Origin of the sequence: Bradyrhizobium sp. LVM 105, from assembly GCF_003957705.1 — a bacterium.
Lineage (GTDB): Bacteria > Pseudomonadota > Alphaproteobacteria > Rhizobiales > Xanthobacteraceae > Bradyrhizobium > Bradyrhizobium frederickii.
This window is the reverse complement of sequence record NZ_QZMV01000015.1, coordinates 126,709-151,488: the sequence shown is the minus strand read 5'-3', so window position 1 is coordinate 151,488 and position 24,780 is coordinate 126,709. Positions and strand designations below refer to the sequence as shown.

Here is a 24,780-nt window from a genome sequence, read left to right as displayed (position 1 = left end):
GGAAAGCCTATGCCCTAATGAGGCAGTTTTGCAGCCTGCGCCGCGATCTGGCGCGCCACCAGCAAATTGAGCCAATGCCCAATCACGCCGGTCAGATTGAGGATTTCGGTCGTCATTGTCTTAAGTCTCCATTCGTCCGCGGGTCCCGGTTCTTCAATTCGCCCTCCAATCCGCTTCGGATGTCGGGCTCGCCGGGGCTTGTCGCGGGACGCCCAATCGGAGCGTCCGGGAACGGATATACACGTCTCGCTGACAGATTTCAATATCTGTCAGTCAATGATCCGTGATTGACAGTTAATTTTTGCGGCCGGGGCAGCCACCCCTGCGGGCCAGTCCGGTGGATAGCTCGGCGATCCCCCCTCCCTGCGGGCCAGATCGTTTGTTTCGCCCTGTCCGCTCTGTTAAATCACGGCGTAAAAAGCATTTTGGCCGGCGCCGCCTCCTCAGGATCGCCCGCCCACCTTCCTGGAGCCGCCCAATGATCCCCCGCTATACTCGTCCCGAAATGGCCTCGATCTGGGAGCCGCAGACCCGGTTCAAGATCTGGTTCGAGATCGAGGCGCACGCGGCGGACGCGCTCGCCGAGCTCGGAACCATCCCCAAGGAGGCCGCCAAAACGGTCTGGGCCAAGGCCAGGAATGCCACCTTCGACGTCGCCCGCATCGACGAGATCGAGCGCGAGACCAAGCACGACGTCATCGCCTTCCTCACCCACCTCGCCGAGATCGTCGGGCCCGAGGCGCGCTTCGTGCACCAGGGCATGACCTCCTCCGACGTGCTCGACACCTGCCTCAACGTCCAGCTCACCCGTGCCGCGGACCTCTTGCTCGCCGACCTCGACAAGGTGCTGGCCGCGCTGAAGAAGCGCGCTTTCGAGCACAAGATGACGCCGACCATCGGCCGCAGCCACGGCATCCATGCCGAGCCGGTGACCTTCGGCCTCAAGCTCGCCTATGCCTATGCCGAGTTCACCCGCGCCAAGGAGCGCCTGATCGCCGCACGGAAAGAGGTCGCGACCTGCGCCATCTCCGGCGCGGTCGGCACCTTCGCGCAGATCGATCCGCGGGTCGAAGAGCACGTGGCGAAAGCCATGGGCCTCGTCCCCGAGCCGATCTCGACCCAGGTGATCCCGCGCGACCGCCATGCGATGTACTTCTCGACCCTCGGCGTGATCGCCTCCTCGATCGAGCGTATCGCGGTCGAGATCCGCCACATGCAGCGCACCGAGGTGCTGGAGGCCGAAGAGTTCTTCTCCGAGGGGCAGAAGGGCTCCTCCGCCATGCCGCACAAGCGCAACCCGGTGCTGTCGGAGAACCTCACCGGGCTCTCCCGCATGGTGCGCGCCTATGTGACGCCGGCGCTGGAGAACGTCGTGCTCTGGCACGAGCGCGACATCTCGCACTCCTCGGCCGAGCGCATGATGGGCCCGGATGCGACCGTCACGCTCGACTTCGCGCTGGTGCGCCTCGCCGGCCTGATCGACAAGCTGCTGGTGTACCCCGCCAACATGCAGAAGAACCTCGACCGCCTCGGCGGCCTCGTGCATTCGCAGCGCGTGCTGCTGGCGCTGACGCAGAAGGGCGCGAGCCGCGAGGATTCCTACAAGCTGGTGCAGCGCAACGCGATGCCGGTCTGGCGCGGCGAAGGCGACTTCCTGCAGCTCTTGAAGAAGGACGCCGAGGTGAAGAAGTATCTCTCGGACGCCGAGCTCGAGGAGCAGTTCGACCTCGGCTATCACCTCAAGCACGTCGATACGATCTTCAAGCGCGTGTTCGGCGAGAGCTGATCGTCGCCTTCGTAGCCCGGGTGAGCGCAGCGATACCCGGGAAAACTCTCGCGAAAGATCCCGGATGTCGCTCCGCTCATCCGGGCTACAACCAACAAAACGGATCCCCCATGCCCATCGTCAACCGCGTTGCCGCCCTCTCCGACGAAATGGCCGCCTGGCGCCATGACTTCCACGAGAACCCCGAGCTGCTCTACGAAGTCCACCGCACCGCCGGCATCGTCGCCGACAAGCTGCGCGAGTTCGGCTGCGACGAGGTGGTGACCGGCATCGGCCGCACCGGCGTGGTCGGCGTGATCCGCGGCCGCAAATCCGCCTCCGGCAAGACCATTGGCCTGCGCGCCGACATGGACGCGTTGCCGATCATGGAGACGTCGGGCGTGCCCTATGCGTCGAAGGTCCCCGGCAAGATGCATGCCTGCGGCCATGACGGCCACACCGCGATGCTGCTCGGCGCCGCAAAGTACCTCACCGAGACGCGCAATTTCGATGGCACCGCGGTCGTGATCTTCCAGCCCGCCGAGGAAGGCGGCGGCGGCGGCGGCAAGGCCATGGTCGAGGACGGGCTGATGACGCGCTGGAACATCCAGGAGGTCTACGGCATGCACAACATGCCGGGCCTGCCGGAGGGGCATTTCGCAACCACGCCCGGCGCGATGCTGGCCTCCTCCGACAACATTCAGATCACCGTCCACGGCAAGGGCGGCCACGCCGGCGCCGGTCCGCACAAATCCGTCGACAGCGTGCTGATCGGCTCGCAGATCGTGGGTGCGCTACAATCGATCGTGGCGCGCAACGTCGATCCGTTGAAGTCGGCGGTCATCTCGATCACGCAATTCCACTCCGGCACGGCCTTCAACATCATCCCCGAGATCGCCGAACTCGGCGGCACCGTGCGCACGCTCGATCCCGAGGTGCGCGATCTCGTCGAGCGCCGCATCGGCGAAGTCGCCGAGAGCGTCGCCCGCGCCTATGGCGGCTCGGCCGAGACCAAATACACGCGGATGTATCCGGTGACCATGAACCATGCCCGCGAGGCCGGCCTTGCCGCCGACGTCGCCCGCGACATCGTCGGCGCCGATCGCGTCAACGACAAGTTCATCCCGATGATGGGCGCCGAGGACTTCTCCTTCATGCTGGAGGCGCGTCCCGGCGCGATGGTGCTGGTCGGCATGGGCGACGGCAACGAGTGCCACCACCCGGCCTATGTCTTCAACGACAACATTTTGGGCCACGGCGCCTCGTTCTGGGCACGACTGGTCGAGACGCGAATGCCGGCGAGCTAAAGCAATGATCCGGAAAAGTGCGCAGCGGTTTTCCGAAAAGATCATGCTCAAACATCAACCTAAAGCGCGATGACGATTCATCCCAATCGCATCGCGCTTTAGGGGAAGCCTTCGGCGAGCCAAGCCCGGCTGGTCAGTTGCAGATCTCGCCAGTGATCTTCACGACCCCACTCCCTGGACTGGGCACCGTACCAAGGCGGCAACCCTTTGCGACCGGTCTGCAGCCGGCTTGATTGCAGATCATCTGACCGGACGCTTGCGACTTCGGTGCCGCAGATTCCGCCTCTTTCCGGTCCTGATCGCGCCTCCTCGGGTCCTCGCGCGTCGCGACCGGCTTCTTCTCCTGGATCTTCTCGCATTCGTTGTCGTCGCCGACGCGATAGCCCGGGCGGCAAGCGATCTTCACGCATTGGTCACCGTCGGCCTTGAAGCCGAAATTGCACACCAGCGGACAGACCCGTCCCGGCTTCGCCTTGAGCGCATCGAGCGCGTCGATACTGGCGAGCTTCACGTCGAACTGGGTGCCGGCATATTTGTTGAAGAGCGTCAGCGAACGCTGCGCGGCCGACGTCCACTCGCCCTCTGCGGCGGACGTCAGGCAGCCGACGCGGCGCAGCTCGCTCTGTACGGACTTGCTGAGGTCAGTCGCGGACAATGTCGCGGTTGCCCCAGCCGAGAGCGCGGCGACTTTCTTGCTCTCGACCTCGGGTATCTGCCTGTCAGGTGCCGGTTTTGCCGCTTGCTCGGACTTCTCGGCGGCCTGCCGGGCAGCCAGCTCGGCCTTGGCTTTTTCCGCCGCCTGCTTTTCGGCCAAGGCTTTCGCCGCCGCCGCCTCAGCCAGCTTACGCTGGTGCTCGGCTGCTTCGGCCTTCGCCTGCTCGATCTGCTTCTGTTTCTCTGCCGCGATGCGCGCCTCTTCGGCGGCCTTGGCCGCAGCAGCCGCCTTCTCCTGCTCGGCCTTCTGGGCTCGCTCGGCGATGAGCCTCGCTTTTTCCTGCTCGGCTGTCTTCGCTTTTTGTTCAGCGGCAGCGCGCGTCTCTTCGGCGCCGATCTTGTTCAACTGGCCCTTGGCGAGGTTGGCGTAGAAGCCGTCCGGATACGCCGCCAGGAAGGCTTCCCAGGCATCGCGCGTGGCCAGTTGGAGCGCGAGCTCATAGTCCCTGCGCACGGCCTCCTGCGGGTTAGCCTGGGGACCGGTTGGGGCTTGCTTCGCGACGAGGGGCACGTCGTCGCCGCCGAGCGAGCCGTACACATAGGGCTCCTGCTTGTAGCCCGTGCCCTTGAGCACGTCGTCGCGCACGAAACCGAAGGCCTTGCGCAGGTCAAGTCCCGGCTTCGGCAGGTGCTCGACCAGTGCGGCGGCGAACGGGCTGTTTCTGGAATCGCCGTCGGAGGCGGTCGATCCCGCCTTAGCCGCGAAGGCAATCATGGTGTTAGGGCTGGTCGGCTCGACCTTGGCGAGGCCGCGTCCGATCGCGCGCGAGGCCAGCGTGCGCTTCATCGACTTCGCGAATGGATTGTCGCGGCACGCGTCCAGGATGATCAGACGCAGTTGCTTGGCGGGCTCGACCGCAAAGAGCGCACGCTCGACCGGAATAGTCTCGTCGAGAACGTCGCCGTCGGTCTCCAGCGTCGCGTCGGTCGGAATGAGATAGTTGGTTCCGTCGAGCTCGATGCCGTGCCCGGCGTAATAAATTACCGCCATGTCGGCATCGCGCGTCCTGCCCGCGAACTCGCGCAACATCCGCCGCATCTCGCTGGCATTGAGATCCAGCCTGACATCGACGGAATCGAAGCCAGCCTTCTTGAACATGCCTCCAACCAGGGTGGCATCGTTCGCAGGGTTGCCGAGCTTGGGTGCGCTCTTGTAGGCGGAATTTCCGATGACGAGCGCCACCCGCCGGTCGGCATGCGCCGGTCCGCAGGCAAAGCCCATCGCCAACATCAACAAAACAAATAGCCGAAGCGGAATCACTTGCGTCCCCCAGGATGCAATTCCATGAGACTATTCGCTAGCGTCGCCGATTTCCAATCCTTCTTATGTGATATCCATCACATAAAGGCCCCAGACTTCGATATGGATAACGTGCCGATGCGTCCCCTTCCTGTCCGATTTCAGTAAGCCAAATGGGCGCTACACCTGCACCACCTCGTGCCGCATCACGAACGGCGCGAGCAGAGCGTGCACCTCGCCCGCAATCGTCTCGCGCTGATCCGGCGGCACACCAGCAAGCATCACAGTCGCGATCGAGCCGTGACTGCCATGGGCGCCGACCTTGACCCTGCAATCGATGCCGCGCTCGACCAGCGGGGCCAGCACCTTGGTGAACACGCGCTCCGCCGCGTCCCAGCGCAGCTGCGGCTTGAACACCTTGCCGACGCCCGTCACCGGCATCGGGTCGATCGGAATGACCTGCACCGGAACGGCGGCGCGCTCCGGCGTGCGCTCGCGAACCCACGATTCCAACTCGCCCGGCTCGACCTTGGCGCCCGGCTTCAGCTGCACGTATCCCACGGGCAATTCGCCGGCATAGGCGTCGGGCTGGCCGACCACGGCGGCGAAGCCGACGGCGGGATGGCGGAACATGATTTCCTCGATCGGCGCCGGGTCGATATTGTGGCCGCCGCGGATCACGAGGTCCTTGGCGCGGCCGGTGATCCAGAGATAGCCGTCAGCATCGAGCCGACCGAGATCGCCGGAATTGACCCAGACCTCGTCGATGAAGGCGCCCTTGTTGTGCTCGTCGTTGAGATAGCCGCCGAACACGCCGGGCCCGGCCATGATGACGACGCCGATCTCGTCCGGCTTGCAGTCGCGGATCAGGCGGCCGTTGGCGTCCAGCTGCACGATGCGCACGCGCGAATAAGGCATCGGCAAGCCGACCGAGCCGAGCCGGATCGGTCGTGACGGATAAGCCAGCGTGTGCACGCTCGAGGTCTCGGTCATGCCGTAGACCTCGACCACCGGCAGCTTCAGCTTGTCCTGGATCGCCGAGCCGACAGCAACGGGGATCGCCGAGCCGCCGCCGGCGGCATATTTCAGGCTGGAGATATCCGCATTGCCAGGCGGCACCGCGAGTGTCGCGGCCAGCACCGTCGGCACGCTCGACAGCGCCTCGGGCTTGAAGCGCTCGACCAGTCCCCAGATGTTCTTCACCGCATTCGGATTGCGCCAGCCGCTCGGCGACAGCACGACCAGCGAGCCTCCGCTCGACAGCATCGTCAGCACCTGCGTCAAGGAGCCCCCGACGTGAAACAGCGGCATGCCGAACAGCAGATTGGCGCCGGGCTTTCCCTTCAGCAGCAGATTGAGCGCCCAGGCCTGATAGACCTGGTTGGCATGGGTGTGCCGCACCAGCTTCGGCGTGCCGGTGGTGCCGCCGGTGTGGAAATAGGCGGCGATGTCACGGCCGGCAATCTTGCGCCCGCTGACGAGCCGGTCGGACGGCTGCTGCTTGATGAGGTCCCCAAAGGCGAAGATGCCCTTGTCGGGATCGCCGCCGCCGAACACCTGCACGATCGCCTTGAGGTGCTTGAGCTGGGGGCGGATCTGCTCGACCTTCTGCCAGATGTCGGTGCCCGGCATCGGCCCGAGCGCCACCAGGATCTTGGTGTTCGCAGCTTCCAGGATTTCCGCGATCTGGTGCGGCTCGAGCAGCGGATTGACCGGATTGGCGATGCCGGCGGCCTCCGCGCCGAACAGCGTCACGAAGGCATCGGGCACCAGCGGCAGCATGAAGCTGATGACGTCGTCCTTTTCCGCGCCGAGCGCGTGAAACATGTTGGCGGCCTGCGTGACGCGCGCGATGAAATCGCGGTACGTGACCACGACCGGCGTGTCGGCGGGATCGGCGTTCTGCAGGAACTGGATCGCCGCGCCGTCGGGGTTGCGTTCAGCACCCAGCTTGATGGCGTCATAGGTGCTCTCGGCCGCAACGCGCTCTGCGTAAGGGACCTGTTCGAAGGCGCGGACGTCCGCGTCCGTCAAAAGCTCCGGATAGTCGTTGCCGATAAGCCGATCGAGCGCATGGATGCCCGCCATGGAATTCCGTCCTCCCTCAGATGCATGTCCCTCGCCCGCTGTCTTTTGACATTTTTGTTCGGCGAGGCCTCGACCGATCGCCGGTCGAGCGAGCGCAGAATGATGGATGATTTGCCGTTCGTCCATGGCCTACCCGCCGCGGCGGCCGCCTCGATCGACACCGGAATTGAACCTCCACACCCAATTCAGGGACCAAGAACTGGCGTCGGATTCGCCGGCCAGCGTCCTGCCGCAAGACTTGAGGTGATCGTGCCCATGCATCGGAGCAACTTCATCACCAGGCTGCGCGTAGCGCTCGCCATGGCAGCGGCGATCGCCATGCCGGGTGCGGCGTCGGCCGACGCCCAGCTCGACAAGATGCGAGCCAAGGTCGCGGCCTTCATCGCCGAGAAGATGGAGAAGCTGGGCGGATCGCGCGTCGTCTACAGGGTGGACACCGACGGCTTGCGCGAGGCAGTCGTCGCGGAGCTGCGCGACGACGTCTACAAGACCCTGCGCGAGGGCCGGATCGCCTTCTCCGGACTCGCGATCCGCGACGGCCGCGTCGAGGTGAATATCCCCGACGCGAAGGGCCGTGAACAGCTCACACGCAAGCTCGCTTCGGCAGCGGAGGGCTTGCCCACGCACGCGCTCGCCGTCACCGGCAGTGGCGACGGGCTGATCAGGCTGGCGCCGACCGAGGCTGCATCCGCCGCGCGGCTGCACGAGCTGGTCGACGATTGCATCGCCATGATCGAGCAGCGCCTCAAGGACGCCGGCGTCACGCTCGCCAGCGTCCAACCCGAGGGGACAGATCGCATTCGCATCTTCCTGCCCGGCATGACGGAGCCCGAGCGCATCACCGCGATCTTCGCCAGGAAGGTCAAGGTCAGCTTCCGCCAGGTCGACCTCTCGATGCCCGCCGAGCAGGCGCAGCGGGGCGCGCCGCCGGACGGCACGGAAGTTCTGCTCGGCATCAAGGACAACAAACCCTATCTCGTCGCCAAGCACAGCGCGCTCGACGGGGACGACATCAGCTATGCGGGTCCGGGATTTGCAAGCGGCACGAAAGAGCCCGTCGCCTCGTTCCGTTTCAACGGCCGCGGCACGCGGCGCTTTGCCCACATCACCAGCGAGAACGTCGGCAAACCCTTCGCCATCGTGCTCGACGACAAGGTCGTCTCGGCTCCCGAGATCCGCGAGCCGATCACCGGCGGCTCCGGCCAGATCTCCGGAAACCTGACACTGGAAGAAGCCAACAGCATCGCCATGATGCTGCGGGCCGCTTCGCTGCCGGGGCGCCTTGGGCTCGTCGAGCAGCAGGTCGTGCAGCCCGCCGCCAAGCCGTAAGGCGAAGATCGTCCGGCGCCCCCGCCTGGGGCATGCAGCCGCCTCCGCGACGCCGGCCCCTGCCCGAATCACGGCGCGCCACAGCCTGGTGGGCACCAACGGGCAATTGCCGAAAGCCCCGATCGGGCTAGAATTTGCCTCTTGCGACATGGCGGCCGAAGGCTTCATTTCAGCCGGCCGTCGTGCGATTTCGGCTATAGGTGTCGAGCACACGACCAGGACTGAAGGCCTTACGCGGGGTTAGTACCATGCCGTCCGGCAGCGCAGACATTTCCTCGATCCTCGACCGCATTCTCGACGCGGCCACGGACAATCTCAGGATCGCAAAGATCCTGGTTCAGATGGGCCTCGATCCCAACAACGTCACCTACGACGCGATCTTCGACCGCCTGCTGGAGATCTTCGTCAGCAACATCACGCTGGCCAATATGTTCGCCGTGGTCGGGGCTGTCTTCTTTGTCGCCACGCTCTTGATGCGGACGATGGTGCCGCTGCGCGTCGCCAACATGATCGGCTGCGCGTTCTTTGCCATCTTCGGCGCGCTCTCCGCCAACGTCGCAACGTTCCTGCTCTATCTGCTGATGCTTCCGATCAACGCCCTGCGCCTGCGGCAGATGCTCAAGCTGGTCAAGAAGGCGCGCCATGCCGCCGAAGGCGACATGTCGATCGAATGGCTCAAGCCGTTCATGACCGAGCGCAAATATCGCCGCGGCGACACGCTGTTCAAGCTGCGCGATCCCGCAAAGGAGATGTTCCTCACGGTCACCGGCAAGTTCCTGGTCAAGGAGATCAACGTCGAGATCGGGCCGGGAGCGCTGATGGGCGAGCTCGGCTTCCTCACGCCGGACAACCGGCGCACCGGCACGGTCGAATGTATCGAGGACGGCCAGGTGCTGACGATCACCTATGACCGGCTGCTCGAGATCTACTTCCAGGATCCGCAGTTCGGCTATTACTTCCTGGTGCTGACCAGCCAGCGCCTCCTGCAGAACATCGATCGCTTGCAGAAGCAGCTGGCTACGGAACGGGCAGCCACGACGAACAGGATCGCGTGAACGCGGCCCACGCCGGGCCGCGTCACGTCGGCCCCCGGGATTTCTGCGGAAGCCGCCGTCCGCGCTCCCTGCCTCCCTTCCAATGGCGCCGAGCAGCCACGCCGCAAAACCGCCCCAAAAACCGAATGGTAACCATGGCGCCTTAAGGTGACGACGTGACCCATTCTCCGACGATCCTGGTGTTTGATTCCGGCCTTGGCGGGCTCACGGTGCTCCGTGAGGTCGTGGCCGCGCGCTCCGAGGCGCACTTTGTCTACGTCGCCGACGACGCCTTCTTCCCCTACGGCCATCACAGCGAGGACGAGATCATCGCCCGCGTCGTGCCGCTGATGGGGGAGCTGATCGGCACGCATGACCCTGATATCGTCGTCATCGCCTGCAATACCGCGTCCACCCTGGTCCTGTCGCACTTGCGCGCCGCTTATTCCGTGCCCTTCGTCGGCACCGTGCCGGCGATCAAGCCGGCCTGCGCGCAGTCGAGGACCCGCCGCGTCTCGGTGCTCGGCACCAAGGGCACGGTGAGGCGCGAATACACCAAGGCGCTGATCCGCGATTTCGCGCAAGGCTGCGAGGTGACGCTGGTCGGCTCGCCCGAACTCGCCTCGCTCGCCGAGGCCGCGCTTGGCGGCGCTTCCGTCAGCGACGGCGACATCCTTGCCGAGTTCGCGCCCTGCTTCGTCGGCGATACCGAGGATGCCGGCGCGCGCACCGACACCGTCGTGCTCGCCTGCACGCATTATCCGCTGCTGCTTGACCGGCTGAAGCGGCTGGCACCCTGGCCGGTCGACTGGATCGATCCCGCGCCGGCGATCGCCCGGCGCGTTTCCGATTTGCTCGGTCCGCGCAGCGGAGAGGTCGCGCAGTCCGGCGCCGAGATGATCTTTACCTCGAACCGCGTGCACGGCCTTTCGGCGACGCTGACGCCGTTCTTCGGCGGACGCGCGCTGGCCTGACTTTCCGCCTCGGTGCCGCGCTGCTACGTTTTGCCGTCGTCACCCAGCCGCAGGTCTTTCGATGTCGGTCCCGTCCACGCCACTCAACCGTCTCCGCCAGCTCTGGCGCGAGGGGCGCCCCGCCTTCGGTGCGATCGCGACCATCCCGAGCGTGCAGATGGTGCAGATCATGGCGCGCTCGCTCGATTGGATCATTGTCGATCTCGAGCACGGCCCGATCGGATTGACCGAAGCACATGCGATGATCGCCGCAACCACGGGCACGCCGTGCACGCCCCTGGTGCGGATCGCGGCGAACGAGCCGTGGCTTGCGAAGGCGCCGATGGACATTGGTGCCTTCGGCATCAACTTCCCGATGATCACCAGCCGCGCGGACGCCGAAAAGGCGGTGCGCAGCGTGCGCTATCCGCCGCGTGGCGATCGGCTCTGGGGCCCCTTCCACGCCCCGTTCCGGTGGGGCCAGTCGATGCCGGACTACATGGCCAGCGCCGACGACGAGATGATCTGCATGGTCACCATCGAGCATGTCGACGCCGTCAACCGCATCGACGAGATCATGGCGACGCCCGGCATCGACGTCGCGGTGATCGGCCCCGGCGATCTCGCCACGTCCATCAACAAGCGCGGCCAGATGGACGACCCGGAGCTGCTGGCGTTGATCGCACGCGCGGAGGCCGGCATCCTCAGAAGCGGCGTGCCGATCGGCGGCGTCGCCCGCACCGCCGACCAGGCAAACGCCCTGATCGACCGCGGCTACCGCGCCATCGCGCTCGGCTTCGACTGGTCGCTATTCCAGCGCGGCATCATGGCGGCGTTCGAGGGGATCAGGCGCTGAGCCAGCCCAAACGACCCCAGGAAAATTAGTAAGCCATTGAAAACAATTTGTATTTTCACCTCGAAAAGGCGGCAGCCGCCGTCGCTGCCGTGCGCCGAACCGACTAGCCCCAACAGGGTTGGTTCGTGCTAGAGCAGACAGCGAGCGGGAAACGCGCTCGCTGCACATATTTTCATCCGCGGGAACCGAAAGACCGATGCGCGGGAAAGCCAAGAACATTTCGCTGCCGCGCCGGCTGATTTGCGATCTGATGCGCGCCTCGATGGACGTGCCATTCGTTTCGCTGTCCCGCTCGCTCAATGTCCGCCCCCTGCTGGAGGCCCGCGCAGGCGCGCTAGCGCCCGCGGGCTGGGCCGCGATGTTCGTCAAGGCCTTCGCCCTGATCGCCAGGGACGAGCCGATCCTGCGCACCGTCTACGCCAAATGGCCCCGTCCCACGCTCTACGAGCTTCCCAGGAGCGTGGCGCTGGTGGCCGTGGCCCGGGTCGAGGATGGCGAGGAATGCGTGATGCCGCAGCGAATCGCTGCGCCCGAGGCCATGGCGCTGGCCGCGGTCGATGCGGAGATCCGCCGCGCCAAGACGGCGCCGTTCAACGACGTCCCGATGTTCCGCAAGATCATGCGGGCGACCCGCCTGCCGCTGCCGCTGCGCCGCCTGTCCTGGGCGATCGGCCTGAATTTCGGCCGGCAGCGCGGCAATTGGTTCGGCAGCTTCGCGGTCAGCTCGGTGGCCGCCTATGGCGGCGGCGAGCTCCATCCGATCACGCCGGGCCCCTTCATCGTCAGCTATGGGGTGGTCGAGCCCGACCAGACCATCCACGTCGTGATCCGCTGGGATCACCGGGTTACCGACGGCGCTCCGATCGCCCGGGTCCTGACCCGGCTGGAACAGGTGCTGAACACTGAAATCGCTGCCGAATTGCGGGCCGGTCCCAAGTCCATCCGGGCGGTCGGCGGTTAAGGCCCGTCATCCCGGGGCGGCGCGGAGTCCCGAACCCGGAATCTCGAGGTTCTCAGGTGCGCAGTTGCACACTAGCGTTCGCCCTGTGGGCGCCCGGAATGACCGGGGTGACGTTGACAGGACGCCCCAAACTCCCCTAAAAGCCGCCTGCTCGCGGGCCGATTTCGGCCCGCGAAGCGTTTCGCGACCCGTGGTCCACTCCCTTAAGCTTTGGGGATCGGACCTGTCGGTGCCGGGCCCAGGTCCGTCACACAGGAGGGCGCGTTTCCTCAAACCATGCAACCGAAGAGGACGCGATGACTAAGCGCAGTGAGGCGAAGTACAAGATCGATCGCCGTATGGGCCAGAACATCTGGGGCCGCCCGAAGAGCCCCGTGAACCGTCGTGAGTACGGTCCCGGTCAGCACGGCCAGCGCCGCAAGGGCAAGCTCTCCGACTTCGGCGTGCAGCTGCGCGCCAAGCAGAAGCTGAAGGGCTACTACGCCAACATCAGCGAGCGCCAGTTCCACGGCATCTATGTCGAGGCGAGCCGCCTCAAGGGTGACACCGGCGAGAACCTGATCGGCCTGCTCGAGCGTCGTCTCGACGCGGTCGTGTACCGCGCCAAGTTCGTCTCCACGATCTTCGCCGCACGCCAGTTCATCAATCACGGCCACATCAAGGTGAACGGCCGCAAGGTCAACATCTCGAGCTACCAGCTCAAGGTCGGCGACCTCGTCGAGGTCAAGGAAGCTTCCAAGCAGCTCGCCCACGTGCTCGAAGCCAGCCAGCTCCCCGAGCGCGACACGCCCGACTATCTCGAAGTCGACCACGGCAAGATGACCGCCAAGTACATCCGCATCCCCGGCCTCTCCGACGTGCCGTTCCCGGTGCAGATGGAGCCCCATCTGGTCGTCGAATTCTATTCGCGCTGATCATTTCGGCAGAACGACATTCAAAGGCCCCGGTTTTCCGGGGCCTTTTCATTTTTGGGCGGCCACTCGCCTGTTTCAGCCGGTCCGTGCTATGCTCGCACCTAGCGGAGTTGACCATGACGCGTCTTCTGGAAGAGGCTTTCAGCAAGGTTTCCAGCCTGCCCGATTCAGAGCAGGACGAGCTGGCGCGAGCCCTGCTCGAGCTCGCCGGCATCGATCAACCTCCTATCCAGTTAACGGCGGCGGAAGACGCAGATCTCGCCGAGGCCGAAGCTGAAATCGCCCGCGGCGAGTTGGCCAGCGCCGACGAAGTCCGAGCGATGTGGGCCAAGCACGGACTGTGAAGGTCCGCTACACCAAGCGGGCGCTCGCCCAAATCGACGAAGTTCTGACCTACATCGATTCGCGTTCTCCCCAAGGAGCCAATCACGTGCGCGACCGCCTCGTCGCACTCATCACGCTGCTTGGGGATCACCCGTACGCAGGCCGGCAGACCACTCGTGCATACGTCCGTCGCTTGCCGGTCAACCCTTATCCCTGTCTGATCGATTATCGTGTGACCGAGACAGAAATCGTTATTATGCGGTTTCGTCACGCCGCGCGGCGTCCACCCAGAGCTCGCTGACCGCGAGCACATGCATTTCCCTCAGGGAGCAAGTTGATGCTCTACACCCCTCCCCCTGTCGACCCCAAGGCGCCGCCGGTGCGCATCAATCTGCTCTCGGACACGCAGACGAAACCAACGGCCGGGATGCGCGAGGCGATGGCGCGCGCGGAGGTCGGTGACGAGCAGGTCGGCGACGATCCGACCGTGAACGCGCTGTGCGAGCGCGTGGCCGATCTGCTCGGCAAGGAGGCAGCAGTCTACATGCCCTCGGGCACGATGTGCAACGTCACCGCGACGCTGGTGCATTGCCGCCCCGGCGACGAGATCCTCGCCCACGAGACCGCGCACATCATCGCCCGCGAAGGCGGCGCTCATGCTGCGCTCGGCGGCTTCCAGGTCACGCAGCTCAAGGGCGAGGGCGGCCAGTTCACGCCGGAGACGCTCCGGAAGGCCCTGCATCCGCGCACGCGCTACCAGCCGCCGCAGACCGTCGTCAGCGTCGAGCAGACCGCCAATATCGGCGGCGGCACGATCTGGAAGAAGGCAGCTCTCGACGAGATCGTGACGATCGCCAGGCAGCACGGCCTCGTCACACACATGGACGGCGCGCGCCTGCTCAACGCCACCGTGGCCAGCGGCGTCTCCCCGCGCGACATGACGGCGGGCTGGGACTCCGCCTGGATCGATTTCTCCAAGGGGCTGGGCGCGCCGATCGGCGGCGTGCTCGCGGGCTCGCGCGCCTTCATCGATGCGGTCTGGCAATGGAAGCAGCGCCTCGGCGGCTCGATGCGCCAGGCCGGTATCTGCGCCGCCGCCTGCATCTACGCGCTCGACCATCACGTCGATCGGCTCGCCGACGACCACGCCAATGCGCGCGCGCTCGCCCGCGGTCTGTCGCAGATCGCAGGCATCGAGGTCCAGGAGCCCGAGACCAATCTCGTGTTCTTTAGGCCCGACGGCGCCGGCATTGCCGGCGACAAGATGGTCGCGGCGCTGCGCCAGCGCGGCGTCACGCTCGCGATGATGGACGGCCGCATCCGCGCCTGCACGCATCTCGACGTCGATGCAGGCCAGATCGAGGAGACGATCGGATACGTCCGCGAGATCGTGCGCGGCGCGTAGTCAGCGTCCCATCGCCTCATAGACCAGCCGCTTCAGCTCGTCCTGGATCGGGCCGCGCTGCGAAGGCGACTGCATCATGCAGATCACGAACATGTCGTCGGCGGGATCGATGAAGAAGAAGGTGCCGCCGACGCCGTCCCAGCGATATTCGCCTGCGGGCAGCGGCGGCTTCGCGCGCGTGCGCACGGCAAAGCCAAGACCAAAGCTGCTGTCGGGTCCCGGAAAATAGAATTCCGGATTCTTCGCGATCCCGCCGTCGAGCTGGTCCGACGCCATCAGCGTTACGGTCTCGCGCTTGAGATAGCGACGGCCTTCGAGCTCGCCGCCATTGAGCAGCATCTGTGCAAAACGTGCATAGTCGCCGATGGTGCCGACCATGCCCGCACCACCGGATTCCCAGCGACGCGGCGCGGTCGCCTCGATGATGCCGGCGACGGGACGATCGAACCAGTCGCCGGGCAAAGCTTCTGCGATCAGCGGCCGCCTGGCATCGTCGGCGACGAAGAACGCCGTATCCCGCATGCCAAGGGGATCGAGCAGCCGCTCCTTCTCGAACTGATAGAGCGACCGGCCCGATGCCGACTCGATCACCCGGCCCAGCACGTCGGTCGAATGGCCGTAGTCCCACAGCGTCCCCGGCTGCTCGGCCAAGGGCAATCGCGCGAGCCGCTCGGTGAATTGCGCATTGTCGGGATCGCCGTCGAACAGGCCGGCTTCCGCATAGAGCCTGCGGACGGCACTGCTGCCATAGAAGCCATAGGTGATGCCGGACGTATGCCGGAGCAGATCGCGCACCGTGATCGGTCGCGCCAGCGGCTGGAGGGCCAGCTTGCCATCTGCTTGCGGGACGCCGACCTGCACATCGGCGAAGGCCGGAATGTATCTCGCGACGGGGTCATCGAGAGCGAGCTTGCCGTCGTCGACCAGCATCATCGCCGCCACCGAGGTGATCGGCTTCGACATCGAGTAGAGGCGGAAGATGGTGTCGTCCGTCATCGGCTGCGCCGTTGCGACGTTGCGCTGGCCGAATTTGCGGTAGAGTGCCGGCTTGCCGTGCTGCTGGATCAGAAGGATTGCGCCGGGGATCCTGCCGGCGGCGACCGCATCGTCGAGGAACGCACTGACGCGCGCAAGTCCCGCAGCCGAGAAACTGCGGGCAGCCGGCGCTTCGGCACGGAGCTGGCTCGCCGCGCCCGCCAGCAAGACAAAGGCGGCGGCGAGGACGATCCGAACGAACGCCTCACTTCTTCATGGCTTCATAGACCAGCTGCTTCAAGGTCCGCTGCACGCGTTGGCGCTCGCTCGGGGTCTGCTCCAGCAGCACGAAGAACATGTCCTGCTTGGGGTCGATCACGAAGTAGCAGCCGGAGGCGCCGTCCCACTTGAGTTCGCCGAGGTTGCCGGGGGGCGGCGGCTTGGCGTTGCCGGGATCGGTACGGACCGCAAGTCCGAGACCGAAGCCGAAACCGTCCCCGGGAAAATAGAAAAAGTCGCGATCGACGCCGGAGCCGGGGCCGACCTGGTCGGTCGCCATCAGCTTGAACGTCTCCGGCTTGAGAATGGTCTTGCCGTCGAGGCTGCCGCCGTTGAGCAGCATCTGCGCGAACCGCCGATAGTCCGCCATGGTCGTCACCATGCCGCCGCTGGCAAACATGATCTTCTTGGCCACGGTCGGATCGTTGATGCGGCCGACCCGGAAATCGCTGTCGTTCGGCAGCGGCTGCGCCAGCAGCTTCTGCTTCTCGGGATCGGTGACGAAGAAGCCGGTATCGACCATGCCGAGTGGATCGAGCAGCTTCTCACGCATGATGTCGATCAGCGGCTTGCCGGCGGCGACCTCCATCACGCGCGCCAGGACGTCGGTGGAATGACCGTATTGCCAGAGCGCGCCCGGCTGGTTGTGCAGCGGCAGTCTGGCGATGCGCTCGGCGAACTCGGCGAGGTCGAAATCGCCGGCATAGATGTTGGCCTCGCGATAGGCCTTGCGGACCAGGCTATCGCCATAGAAGCCATAGGTGATGCCCGAGGTGTGCGTCATCAGATCGTGTACCGTCATCGGCCGATTGGGCGGCACCAGTTCGAGCGACTTGGTGCCGTCCTCGGCCTTCTTCTCGACGCCGACTTTCACATTGGCGAAGGATGGGATGTATTTCGAGACGGGATCATCCAGCTTGATCTTGCCGTCCTCGACCAATTGCATCGCGACCACAGCGGTGATCGCCTTGGTCATCGAGAACAGGCGGAAGATGGTCTTGTCGGTGATCGGCGCCTTGCTGACCACGTCCTGCACGCCGAAGGCTTCATGATAGACCGGCTTGCCGTGCTGCTGGATCAGGACGGTTGCACCGGCGATCTTTCCGGTCGCGACCTCGTTCTTGAAGAACTCGGTGATCCGCGCGAGCTTGTCCTGATTGAAATGCGCGCCGGCCGGAATCTCGTAAGTGCCCTCGGCGCGCGCCAGCGACATCGCGCCGAGCGACACCAGCGCGCCGCAAACCAGCGCACGCAGCCCAAACTGTGAAATCATATCCCCTCCCCGGAACATGGTCCGGCGGAGTGTACCGGCCGCCTCAGTCGGCACAAGGGCCGGCGTATCGCGCAAGTGCCTCGGCATGGAGTTTGGCGCTTGGCTCCGCGAAGCAGCAGAACACGACCCGGGTCACGGACGGCGCAGCAGTGAGGCCTTCGATCGTCGTGCGCACGGCGATGCCGGCCGCCCGGTCGGCGGGAAAACAGAAAATGCCGGTCGAAATCGCCGGGAATGCCACCGAGGTCAGCCTGTGCTTCCCGCACAGCTCCATGGAACGGCGATAGCAGGAGGCGAGCAGATCGTCCTCGCCACTCGTGCCGCCATTCCAGACCGGTCCGACGGTGTGGATCACATGGGCGGCCTTGAGCCGGTAGCCTTTGGTGATCTTGGCATCACCGGTCTTGCAGCCGTGCAGCATGCGGCATTCGGCGACCAGGTCGGGCCCGGCGGCCCGATGGATCGCGCCGTCCACGCCGCCCCCGCCAAGGAGCGACGTGTTGGCTGCGTTGACGATGGCGTCAACGCAGAGCGTGGTGATGTCGGCAACGATGACCTCGAGCTCGGCGCCGCCGATCCGGCGAGCCAGCTGGGCCATTTATCAGGCCGCGACGACGACGCCCTTCTCGGAGAGAAGCTGCTGCAATTCGCCGGCCTGGAACATCTCGCGGACGATGTCGCAGCCCCCGACGAACTCGCCCTTCACATAGAGCTGCGGAATGGTCGGCCAGTTCGAATATTCCTTGATTCCGTTGCGGAGTTCGGCGGATTCGAGCACGTTGAGGCCCTTATAGCCGACGCCGATATGGTCGAGGATCTGGACGACCTGGCCCGAGAAACCGCACTGCGGAAATTGCGGCGTACCCTTCATGAACAGAACCACGTCGTTCGACTTCACTTCGTTGTCGATAAATTCCGCGATGCTCATATCCGTGTCCTTCTGGGGCAGAGCCCTCAACAATATCCCTCGGGTCGGCTCAGCCGATCTAACCCGATACCTTCCTATATATGTAGCCCAAACCGTTGTGCATCCAAAGTAAAATGGCGGCGAGAGGTCCCCCTGCGACCGGTTTGACCCGGGCCGGGTCCATAGGCTGACGACATCAATATCATCGCCGGAGAGGACTTTCATACCGTAACGGAGCCCCTATCTAGGACGAACGTCGGTTGTGGAACCGGGTAACGCCAACAACGTTCTCTTGTCCTGTCTGGAGAAAAACGTGACGAAACAAGCCTCCGCCACGGCCGCCGCCCCGCTTTCGTCACTGTCCGGTCCGGGCGGCCTCGCCCAGAGGCTGCAGGACGCGTTCATTGCCGTCCGCAATGAGACCGAGCGCCGGGCCGCGCCGCTCTCGCCGGAGGACCAGCAGATCCAGTCCATGCCCGATGCGAGCCCGACGAAATGGCATCGGGCGCATACCACCTGGTTCTGGGAGCAATTCCTGCTCGGCGAGCACGCCGCAGGGTATCGGCCCTTCCACCCCGATTTCGCGTTCCTGTTCAATTCCTATTACGTCAGCGCCGGCCCGCGTCATGCGCGCAATCATCGCGGCGACATCACCCGTCCCAGCGCCGATCAGGTCGGCGCCTATCGCAAATATGTCGATGCGGCCGTCGTCAAATTCTTCCGGGAGACCGGCGCGGACAAGCTTCGCGAGATCGCGCCGCTGGTCGAGGTCGGGCTGAACCATGAGCAGCAGCATCAGGAATTGATGTTCACCGACATCCTGCACGCATTTGCGCAGAACCCGGTCTATCCGGCCTACGACCCGGACTGGCGCTTTCCCTCCGCGATGCGCACCGGCGATGAATGGCTGCAACTCAACGAGGGCATCCACACCGTCGGCCATGTCGACGACAGTTTCCATTTCGACAATGAGAAGCCCGCGCATCGCGCCCTCGTTGGCCCGGTCAAGCTGGCGCGCAATCTCGTCACCAATGGCGGGTGGCTCGCCTTCATGCGCGACGGCGGTTACCGGACCGCGACGTTGTGGCTGATGGACGGCTTTGCCGCGGCCAGCAGGGACGACTGGCAGGCCCCGGGCCATTGGCGCGAGGTCGATGGCGCATGGCAGGTCATGACGCTCGCCGGCCTCAAGCCGGTCGATCCCGAAGCGCCGGTCTGCCACGTCAGCTATTACGAGGCCGATGCCTTCGCGCGCTGGGCCGGAAAGCATCTGCCGACCGAAATGGAATGGGAGGTCGCAGCGCGCACAGGCCAGCTCAACGACGCCTTCGGCATCGTCTGGCAATGGACCCGGTCTTCGTATTCGCCATATCCCGGCTACCGCGCCATCGAAGGCGCGCTCGGCGAGTACAACGGCAAGTTCATGGTCAACCAATTGGTGCTGCGCGGCTCCTCGCTTGCAACTCCGGAGGGCCATAGCCGTATCACGTATCGGAACTTCTTCTATCCGCACCACCGCTGGCAGTTCACGGGACTGCGGCTCGCCGACTACGAGTAGAGCATGATCCGAAAAAGTGTGCAGCGGTTTTCCGATAACATCATGCTCAAAGAAACAGAACCTGAGGTGCGACCTCGTCGCGCTTTGGGTTCATCCGACGACAAATGCGCGCCGGACAGCGCGTTCAGGAGAGTATCATGAATGTGCACGCCAGCGCTTTGGCCGAAGCCCATCTTCCCGACGAGCAGACCACCGCCTTCGCCCGCGAAGCTATCGAGGACCTCTCGCAGCAGCCGAAAAAGCTGTCGCCGAAATATTTCTACGACGCGACCGGCTCGGAGCTGTTCGAGGCGATCACGAAGCTTCCGGAATATTATCCGACGCGCACCGAGCTTGCGATCCTGAGGGAGCGCGGCAGCGGGATCGCAAAGATCATTCCGGAGCATGCCGCCCTGGTCGAGTTCGGCGCCGGCGCGACCACCAAGGTTCGCCTGTTGCTGAACCATTGCAAGTTCGCGGCCTACGTGCCCGTCGACATCTCCGGCGACTTCCTGAAGGCGCAGGCCAACGGCCTGAAACGGGATTTCCCCTCGCTCGGCATCTATCCGGTCGCGGCCGATTTCACCACGCCGTTCGAGCTGCCCAGGCAGGTCGCGTCCATGCCCAAGGTCGGATTCTTCCCGGGCTCGACCATCGGCAATTTCGAGCCGCAGGAAGCCCAGGCCTTCCTGAACAGCGCGCGCAAGATTCTGGGCCGGGGCGCGCAGATGATCATCGGCGCCGATCTCGAGAAGGACGAGCGTGTGCTCTATGATGCCTACAACGATGCCGCCGGCGTCACCGCGCGCTTCAACCTCAACGTTCTCGTGCGCATCAACCGCGAGCTCGGCGGCAATTTCGATCTGTCCGCCTTCACCCATCGCGCGATCTACAATCGCGAGCGCCATCGCATCGAGATGCACCTGATCAGCAAGAAGAGCCAGACCGTGCGACTGCTCGGCACCAGCTTCTCGTTCAAGCCGGGCGAGAGCATCCACACCGAGAACAGCTACAAATACAGCCTCGAGCGTTTTGCCGCGCTGGCGCAGGGCGCCGGCTGGCGGGTGCGCGAAAGCTGGACGGATGCGGCCAAGATGTTCTCGGTGCATGCGCTGGAGGTGGCGGAGTAAGCTCCTCCGCGCCTACTCCTCCGGCGCCGACCCCAGCGATACCGACTCCCAGACGGCCACCACGATCATGATGACGCTGGTCGCGACCGACAGCCAGAGCGGCGAGAGATCGGCGGCGAACCACCACAGCACCAGCAGCAGCATGATGCCGATGCCGTGCGAGAGTTGCAGAAAGCCGCGGATCGCGTGCTTGAACAGGATCGTGCCGACCAGGAACACCAGCGGACCGCCGATCGTGCTCACGATCGTGCGCATATCGGAATGGCCGGTGGGGTGCTTCAGCACCAGTTCGTCCGAGACCGCGGTCAGGATGATGCCGGCAATGATCGGCATGTGCAGATAGGTGTAGGCGAGCCGCGCCAGCCGGCCGGATTCGGCGGACTTCGAGATGCGCGCGGCGCCGGCCTCCGCGCCCTTGTGGAAATAGACCCACCACATCGCGATGGCGCCGACCAGGGCGGAGACGAAGGCCAGGATGTTGGCCGCACTCCATTCCAGCTCGGCAAAGGTCGCCCCGTTGACGACGACGGCTTCGCCGAGCGCAATGATGACGAAGAGCGAGCAGCGCTCGGCCATGTGGCCGCCTTCGACGGCCCAGGCCTCGATTGAGGAGAAGCCCAGCTTCGGCACCCAGAAGCGGACCGCGGGCGAGATGTATTCGATCGTCAGGGCGGCGATCCAAAACCACAGACGGGCCTCGTCATGGGCAAGGCCCCCGAGGATCCAGAACACCGCGGAGATACAGAGCCAGGTCAGGATGCGGATGGCGTTGTGGCGCACCGCCGTCCGATGCAGCGGCGTTGCCAACAGCCAGAACGCCGTGCGCCCCACTTGCATGGCTGCGTAGGCGATCGCAAACCACAGGCCTCGCCCTTCGAAGGCGGTCGGGATCGTCGTCGACAGCACGAGGCCGCCCAGCATCATCGCGAAGAGCAGGATGCGGACCGGCGTCAGCTCGGGATCGAGCCAGTTGGTGACCCAGGCGGTGAAGACCCACACCCACCACATCGCCAGAAACAGCACGGTGACATGCACCGCGCCGATTGGCGTGAAGTGGTGCAGCAGCGTGTGCGACACCTGCGTGACCGCGAAGACGAAGACGAGATCGAAGAACAGCTCGGCATTGGTGACGCGGCTGTGCTGGTTCGGCGTGATCACGCGAAACATCGCGCCGCGCGGATTGTCCGCAGCCATCATCCGTCCCCCTGTGGCGCTGGTCAGATCAGGTGGCCCGCCAGATCAGGTGCCGGGTACGCCGGTTTGCAGCGCCAGCGCGTGCAGGACGCCGCCCATCTGGCCGCGCAGGGACTGATACACGATCTGGTGCTGCTGGACGCGGGACTTGCCGCGGAAGGATTCCGAGATCACGGTCGCGGCATAATGGTCGCCGTCGCCGGCGAGGTCACGGATGGTCACCTCGGCATCGGGGATCGCTGCCTTGATCATCGCCTCGATATCGTGGGCGTCCATGGGCATTCGGGTGGTGCTCCTTTGCTTCTGTCGGTCTCGGCTCGAATCGCTGCCGGGGTCCCCTCGCCGGCAGGACCAAACTTAGCGTGAACGGCCTTCTAGGTCACGCATTCCTGCACTATATCCCTGATCCCATCAGGATAAAGGCACGACAAAGTGCCGCGCGCGGCAGATCGATCGAAAAGGCGTGACATATGAAGCTTCCAGGGCCCGACCACCCCATCACCATCACCCAAAATCCCCGGCGCGTCCGCGTGACCGCGGGCGACATCGTGATAGCCGAGACTGCCAAGGCGCTGACGCTGAAGGAGGCCAGATATCCGGCGGTGCAATATGTGCCGCGGGAGGACACCAACATGGCCCTGCTGGAGCGCACCGAGCGCACCACCCATTGCCCCTACAAGGGCGATGCCAATTATTACAGCATCAAGGCCAACGGCAAGACGCTCGAGAACGCGATCTGGACCTACGAGACGCCCTTCCCCGCGATGACGGAGATCTCGGGCCGTCTCGCCTTCTACCCGGACAAGGTGAAGATCGAGGAAGTGGGGTAATTTTGGACGCCGTCATTCCGGGGCGATGCGAAGCATCGCGCCCGGAGTCTCGAGAGTCCGGGATCGGTCCTGCGGACCGCCCCGGAATGACGAAAGGAAAAGCTACGCCCTGAAGATGGTCAGCCCGAGGATCAGCAGCACCAGGAAGATCACGATGAAGACGTAGAACAGGAAGCGGGCGACATCGGCGGAGGCGGCAGAGATGCCGGTGAAGCCGAGCACGCCGGCCACGATCGAGATCAGCAGGAAAATCAGCGCCCATTTCAGGATCGTCATCGCCAGCTCCGCAATCGGCGGCCGCTCGCCTGCGGCCCCTCCACGCTTTGTTCGCAGACGCTAACTTCGCGGAGCAAAACTGGTTCCTAGTCTTGCTCTGGGCCGAGAGGCCTGCTGAAACGAGGCTTGCTGAAAACATTTGCCGGCGGCACAGTCCCGCGGGGAGCACGAGCGCGGGGCAGCCATGATCACGATGTCACATTCAGCGACGATCGGCGCGGAAGCGCACGCCGCACCCACGAGCAAGGTGCGCAATTTGGCGATTGATCGCGTCCGCACCTTCCTCACTCTCGTGGTGCTGCTGCATCACGCCGTGATCCCCTATACTTATTTCGGTCATACCGATCCGAGTTATTTCTTCGGCTTCGACATGATCGTGCTCGCCACCGACAGTTTCTTCATGGCGATGTTCTTCTTCCTGTCGGGGCTGTTCGCCTGGTCCGGCATCGCCCGCAAGGGAGTGCGGAGCTATATGGCAGATCGCCTGCTTCGGCTTGGCTTACCCTTCGCGATCTGCGCCCTTACGGTCATTCCGGTTGCCTACTACGCGATCTCCCTGCGGCAGCATCCCGAGATCGGGTTTGCCGAATTCTGGTGGAATATGGTCACGAAGGGGCCGTGGCCGAGCGGGCCGATCTGGTTCCTGTGGGTCTTGTTCGCCTTCGACCTGGTGGCCTGCCTTTTGTACCGGCTCTCACCCAATCTGCTCGATCCGATCAATCGCCTCTCGCTGCATGGTCGGCGTCGGCCCGCCGTGTTCTTCGCGGTCATGCTGGCCGTCACCGCGGCGTTCTACATTCCCGGACTGGTTCACTACGGACACAGCAGCTGGTTCGAGTTCGGGCCGTTCTCGGTCCAGCACGGGCGCGTGATGCTTTACGCGACCTATTTCTTTTTCGGTGCCGGCATTGGCGTTGCGCAAATGGATCGCGGGCTGCTCGCTGTCGACGGCCGCATGGCAAAGGTCAGCTGGGACTGGATGGTCCTGGCGATCGTTCCGTATTGCCTCTTGTGGGGGCTGATCTTGATCAAGCGCGAAATATTGGGCAACCCGTCGCCGTTGCCGGACTGGTATGAAGCGCTCTATGCCATCTGCTTCACTGTCTTCAGCGTGGCCATCATGTTTCTGATCCTGGCCATTTTCCAGAGATTCAAGCAATCAGGCTCAGCCAGGCTGCTCGATCCAATGCACGGCGACGCGTTCGGCATGTTCCTGGTGCACTATCCGATCGCATTGTGGCTGCAATACTGGCTGTTCGACTATGACCTGCCGGCGATCGTCAAGGCCACGATCGGGTTTGTACTGACTGTCGCAGCGAGCTGGGCCCTGACGCGAGCGTTGCGGCAGATCCCGGGCGCATCACGCGTGTTGTGAGGCGCGGTCTCTCCACTCGTCATTGCGAGCGCAGCGAAGCAATCCAGAATCCCTCCGCGGAGGTAGTCTGGATTGCTTCGTCGCTTTGCTCCTCGCAATGACGAAGTGTGCGGC

The 24,780-nt window shown here is 64.5% G+C and carries 24 protein-coding genes; 15 read left to right on the top strand and 9 right to left on the bottom strand.

The window, feature by feature from the left end; genetic code table 11:
- Positions 1-478 precede the first annotated feature (478 nt).
- Together purB and D6B98_RS31370 are read left to right on the top strand one after the other, a co-directional pair.
- On the top strand, positions 479-1,786 hold the full coding sequence (gene purB / locus D6B98_RS31375) for an adenylosuccinate lyase (RefSeq protein WP_126260884.1): 1,308 nt from the start codon (positions 479-481) through the stop codon (positions 1,784-1,786).
- A gap of 110 nt (positions 1,787-1,896) precedes the next feature.
- A complete protein-coding gene (locus tag D6B98_RS31370) occupies positions 1,897-3,072 on the top strand; it encodes a M20 aminoacylase family protein (RefSeq protein WP_126260883.1) in 1,176 nt (391 codons plus the stop codon).
- A gap of 133 nt (positions 3,073-3,205) precedes the next feature.
- Here the strand turns inward: D6B98_RS31370 and D6B98_RS31365 are convergent, their stop codons facing one another.
- Both D6B98_RS31365 and D6B98_RS31360 read right to left on the bottom strand, forming a co-directional pair.
- Positions 3,206-5,008 carry a caspase family protein gene (locus D6B98_RS31365; RefSeq protein ID WP_126260882.1) on the bottom strand — a complete coding sequence of 601 codons (1,803 nt, stop codon included), beginning with the start codon at positions 5,006-5,008 and terminating at the stop codon, positions 3,206-3,208.
- A 198-nt stretch (positions 5,009-5,206) separates the two neighbouring features.
- Positions 5,207-7,114 carry an acyl-CoA synthetase gene (locus D6B98_RS31360; RefSeq protein ID WP_126260881.1) on the bottom strand — a complete coding sequence of 636 codons (1,908 nt, stop codon included), beginning with the start codon at positions 7,112-7,114 and terminating at the stop codon, positions 5,207-5,209.
- A gap of 255 nt (positions 7,115-7,369) precedes the next feature.
- Here D6B98_RS31360 and D6B98_RS31355 point away from each other — a divergent pair, with 255 nt between their 5' ends.
- The 9 genes from D6B98_RS31355 to D6B98_RS31315 all read left to right on the top strand — a co-directional run bounded on the left by D6B98_RS31355 (position 7,370) and on the right by D6B98_RS31315 (position 14,890).
- A complete protein-coding gene (locus D6B98_RS31355) occupies positions 7,370-8,443 on the top strand; it encodes a SecDF P1 head subdomain-containing protein (RefSeq protein ID WP_126260880.1) in 1,074 nt (357 codons plus the stop codon).
- Between the two features lie 248 nt (positions 8,444-8,691).
- Positions 8,692-9,498 carry a Crp/Fnr family transcriptional regulator gene (locus D6B98_RS31350; RefSeq protein WP_164718989.1) on the top strand — a complete coding sequence of 269 codons (807 nt, stop codon included), beginning with the start codon at positions 8,692-8,694 and terminating at the stop codon, positions 9,496-9,498.
- Positions 9,499-9,653: 155 nt separating this feature from the next.
- Positions 9,654-10,451, top strand: coding sequence for a glutamate racemase (gene murI / locus D6B98_RS31345; RefSeq protein ID WP_126260878.1), 798 nt, complete (start codon positions 9,654-9,656; stop codon positions 10,449-10,451).
- 61 nt (positions 10,452-10,512) lie between these two features.
- Positions 10,513-11,286, top strand: coding sequence for an HpcH/HpaI aldolase family protein (locus D6B98_RS31340; RefSeq protein WP_126260877.1), 774 nt, complete (start codon positions 10,513-10,515; stop codon positions 11,284-11,286).
- A 196-nt stretch (positions 11,287-11,482) separates the two neighbouring features.
- Entirely contained in the window at positions 11,483-12,247 is a 765-nt protein-coding gene (locus tag D6B98_RS31335) for an acyltransferase (RefSeq protein WP_126260876.1), read from the top strand.
- Positions 12,248-12,543: 296 nt separating this feature from the next.
- Positions 12,544-13,161: a 30S ribosomal protein S4 gene (gene rpsD / locus D6B98_RS31330; protein ID WP_126260875.1), complete on the top strand. Its 618-nt coding sequence runs from the start codon at positions 12,544-12,546 to the stop codon at positions 13,159-13,161.
- Positions 13,162-13,277: 116 nt separating this feature from the next.
- Positions 13,278-13,505, top strand: coding sequence for a hypothetical protein (locus D6B98_RS31325; protein ID WP_126260874.1), 228 nt, complete (start codon positions 13,278-13,280; stop codon positions 13,503-13,505).
- The gene (locus D6B98_RS31320) at positions 13,484-13,786 is read left to right on the top strand and encodes a type II toxin-antitoxin system RelE/ParE family toxin (RefSeq protein ID WP_126260873.1); all 303 of its coding nucleotides are present in this window, start codon (positions 13,484-13,486) and stop codon (positions 13,784-13,786) included. The genes D6B98_RS31325 and D6B98_RS31320 overlap by 22 nt, the downstream gene beginning before the upstream one ends.
- Before the next feature lie 36 nt (positions 13,787-13,822).
- Complete coding sequence (locus D6B98_RS31315; RefSeq protein WP_126260872.1) at positions 13,823-14,890, top strand: threonine aldolase family protein; 1,068 nt, start codon at positions 13,823-13,825, stop codon at positions 14,888-14,890.
- Here the strand turns inward: D6B98_RS31315 and D6B98_RS31310 are convergent, their stop codons facing one another.
- Genes D6B98_RS31310 through grxD form a run of 4 tightly spaced genes read right to left on the bottom strand, consistent with a single transcriptional unit; the run spans position 14,891 to position 18,345 of the window.
- A complete protein-coding gene (locus D6B98_RS31310) occupies positions 14,891-16,093 on the bottom strand; it encodes a serine hydrolase domain-containing protein (protein WP_502699950.1) in 1,203 nt (400 codons plus the stop codon).
- A 37-nt stretch (positions 16,094-16,130) separates the two neighbouring features.
- On the bottom strand, positions 16,131-17,417 hold the full coding sequence (locus tag D6B98_RS31305) for a serine hydrolase domain-containing protein (RefSeq protein ID WP_164718987.1): 1,287 nt from the start codon (positions 17,415-17,417) through the stop codon (positions 16,131-16,133).
- Positions 17,418-17,460: 43 nt separating this feature from the next.
- The gene (locus tag D6B98_RS31300; protein WP_126260870.1) at positions 17,461-18,015 is read right to left on the bottom strand and encodes an O-acetyl-ADP-ribose deacetylase; all 555 of its coding nucleotides are present in this window, start codon (positions 18,013-18,015) and stop codon (positions 17,461-17,463) included.
- A 3-nt stretch (positions 18,016-18,018) separates the two neighbouring features.
- Complete coding sequence (grxD, locus tag D6B98_RS31295) at positions 18,019-18,345, bottom strand: Grx4 family monothiol glutaredoxin (RefSeq protein ID WP_126260869.1); 327 nt, start codon at positions 18,343-18,345, stop codon at positions 18,019-18,021.
- A gap of 241 nt (positions 18,346-18,586) precedes the next feature.
- On the opposite strand from grxD, the gene egtB reads away from it, so the two are divergent.
- Positions 18,587-19,882, top strand: a complete 1,296-nt coding sequence (gene egtB, locus D6B98_RS31290; RefSeq protein ID WP_164718986.1) for an ergothioneine biosynthesis protein EgtB — start codon at positions 18,587-18,589, stop codon at positions 19,880-19,882.
- Between the two features lie 137 nt (positions 19,883-20,019).
- On the top strand, positions 20,020-20,991 hold the full coding sequence (gene egtD / locus D6B98_RS31285; RefSeq protein WP_164718985.1) for an L-histidine N(alpha)-methyltransferase: 972 nt from the start codon (positions 20,020-20,022) through the stop codon (positions 20,989-20,991).
- A gap of 12 nt (positions 20,992-21,003) precedes the next feature.
- On the opposite strand, the gene D6B98_RS31280 is transcribed toward egtD, so the two are convergent.
- Positions 21,004-22,185: a low temperature requirement protein A gene (locus tag D6B98_RS31280; protein ID WP_164719001.1), complete on the bottom strand. Its 1,182-nt coding sequence runs from the start codon at positions 22,183-22,185 to the stop codon at positions 21,004-21,006.
- 45 nt (positions 22,186-22,230) lie between these two features.
- Positions 22,231-22,467 carry a BolA family protein gene (locus D6B98_RS31275; protein WP_011088461.1) on the bottom strand — a complete coding sequence of 79 codons (237 nt, stop codon included), beginning with the start codon at positions 22,465-22,467 and terminating at the stop codon, positions 22,231-22,233.
- Between the two features lie 188 nt (positions 22,468-22,655).
- Here D6B98_RS31275 and D6B98_RS31270 point away from each other — a divergent pair, with 188 nt between their 5' ends.
- The gene (locus tag D6B98_RS31270) at positions 22,656-23,015 is read left to right on the top strand and encodes a DUF427 domain-containing protein (protein WP_126260865.1); all 360 of its coding nucleotides are present in this window, start codon (positions 22,656-22,658) and stop codon (positions 23,013-23,015) included.
- 102 nt (positions 23,016-23,117) lie between these two features.
- On the opposite strand, the gene D6B98_RS31265 is transcribed toward D6B98_RS31270, so the two are convergent.
- The gene (locus tag D6B98_RS31265) at positions 23,118-23,291 is read right to left on the bottom strand and encodes a DUF1328 domain-containing protein (protein ID WP_126260864.1); all 174 of its coding nucleotides are present in this window, start codon (positions 23,289-23,291) and stop codon (positions 23,118-23,120) included.
- Between the two features lie 184 nt (positions 23,292-23,475).
- On the opposite strand from D6B98_RS31265, the gene D6B98_RS31260 reads away from it, so the two are divergent.
- Entirely contained in the window at positions 23,476-24,666 is a 1,191-nt protein-coding gene (locus tag D6B98_RS31260) for an acyltransferase family protein (protein ID WP_126260863.1), read from the top strand.
- The last annotated feature ends 114 nt before the right edge of the window (positions 24,667-24,780 follow it).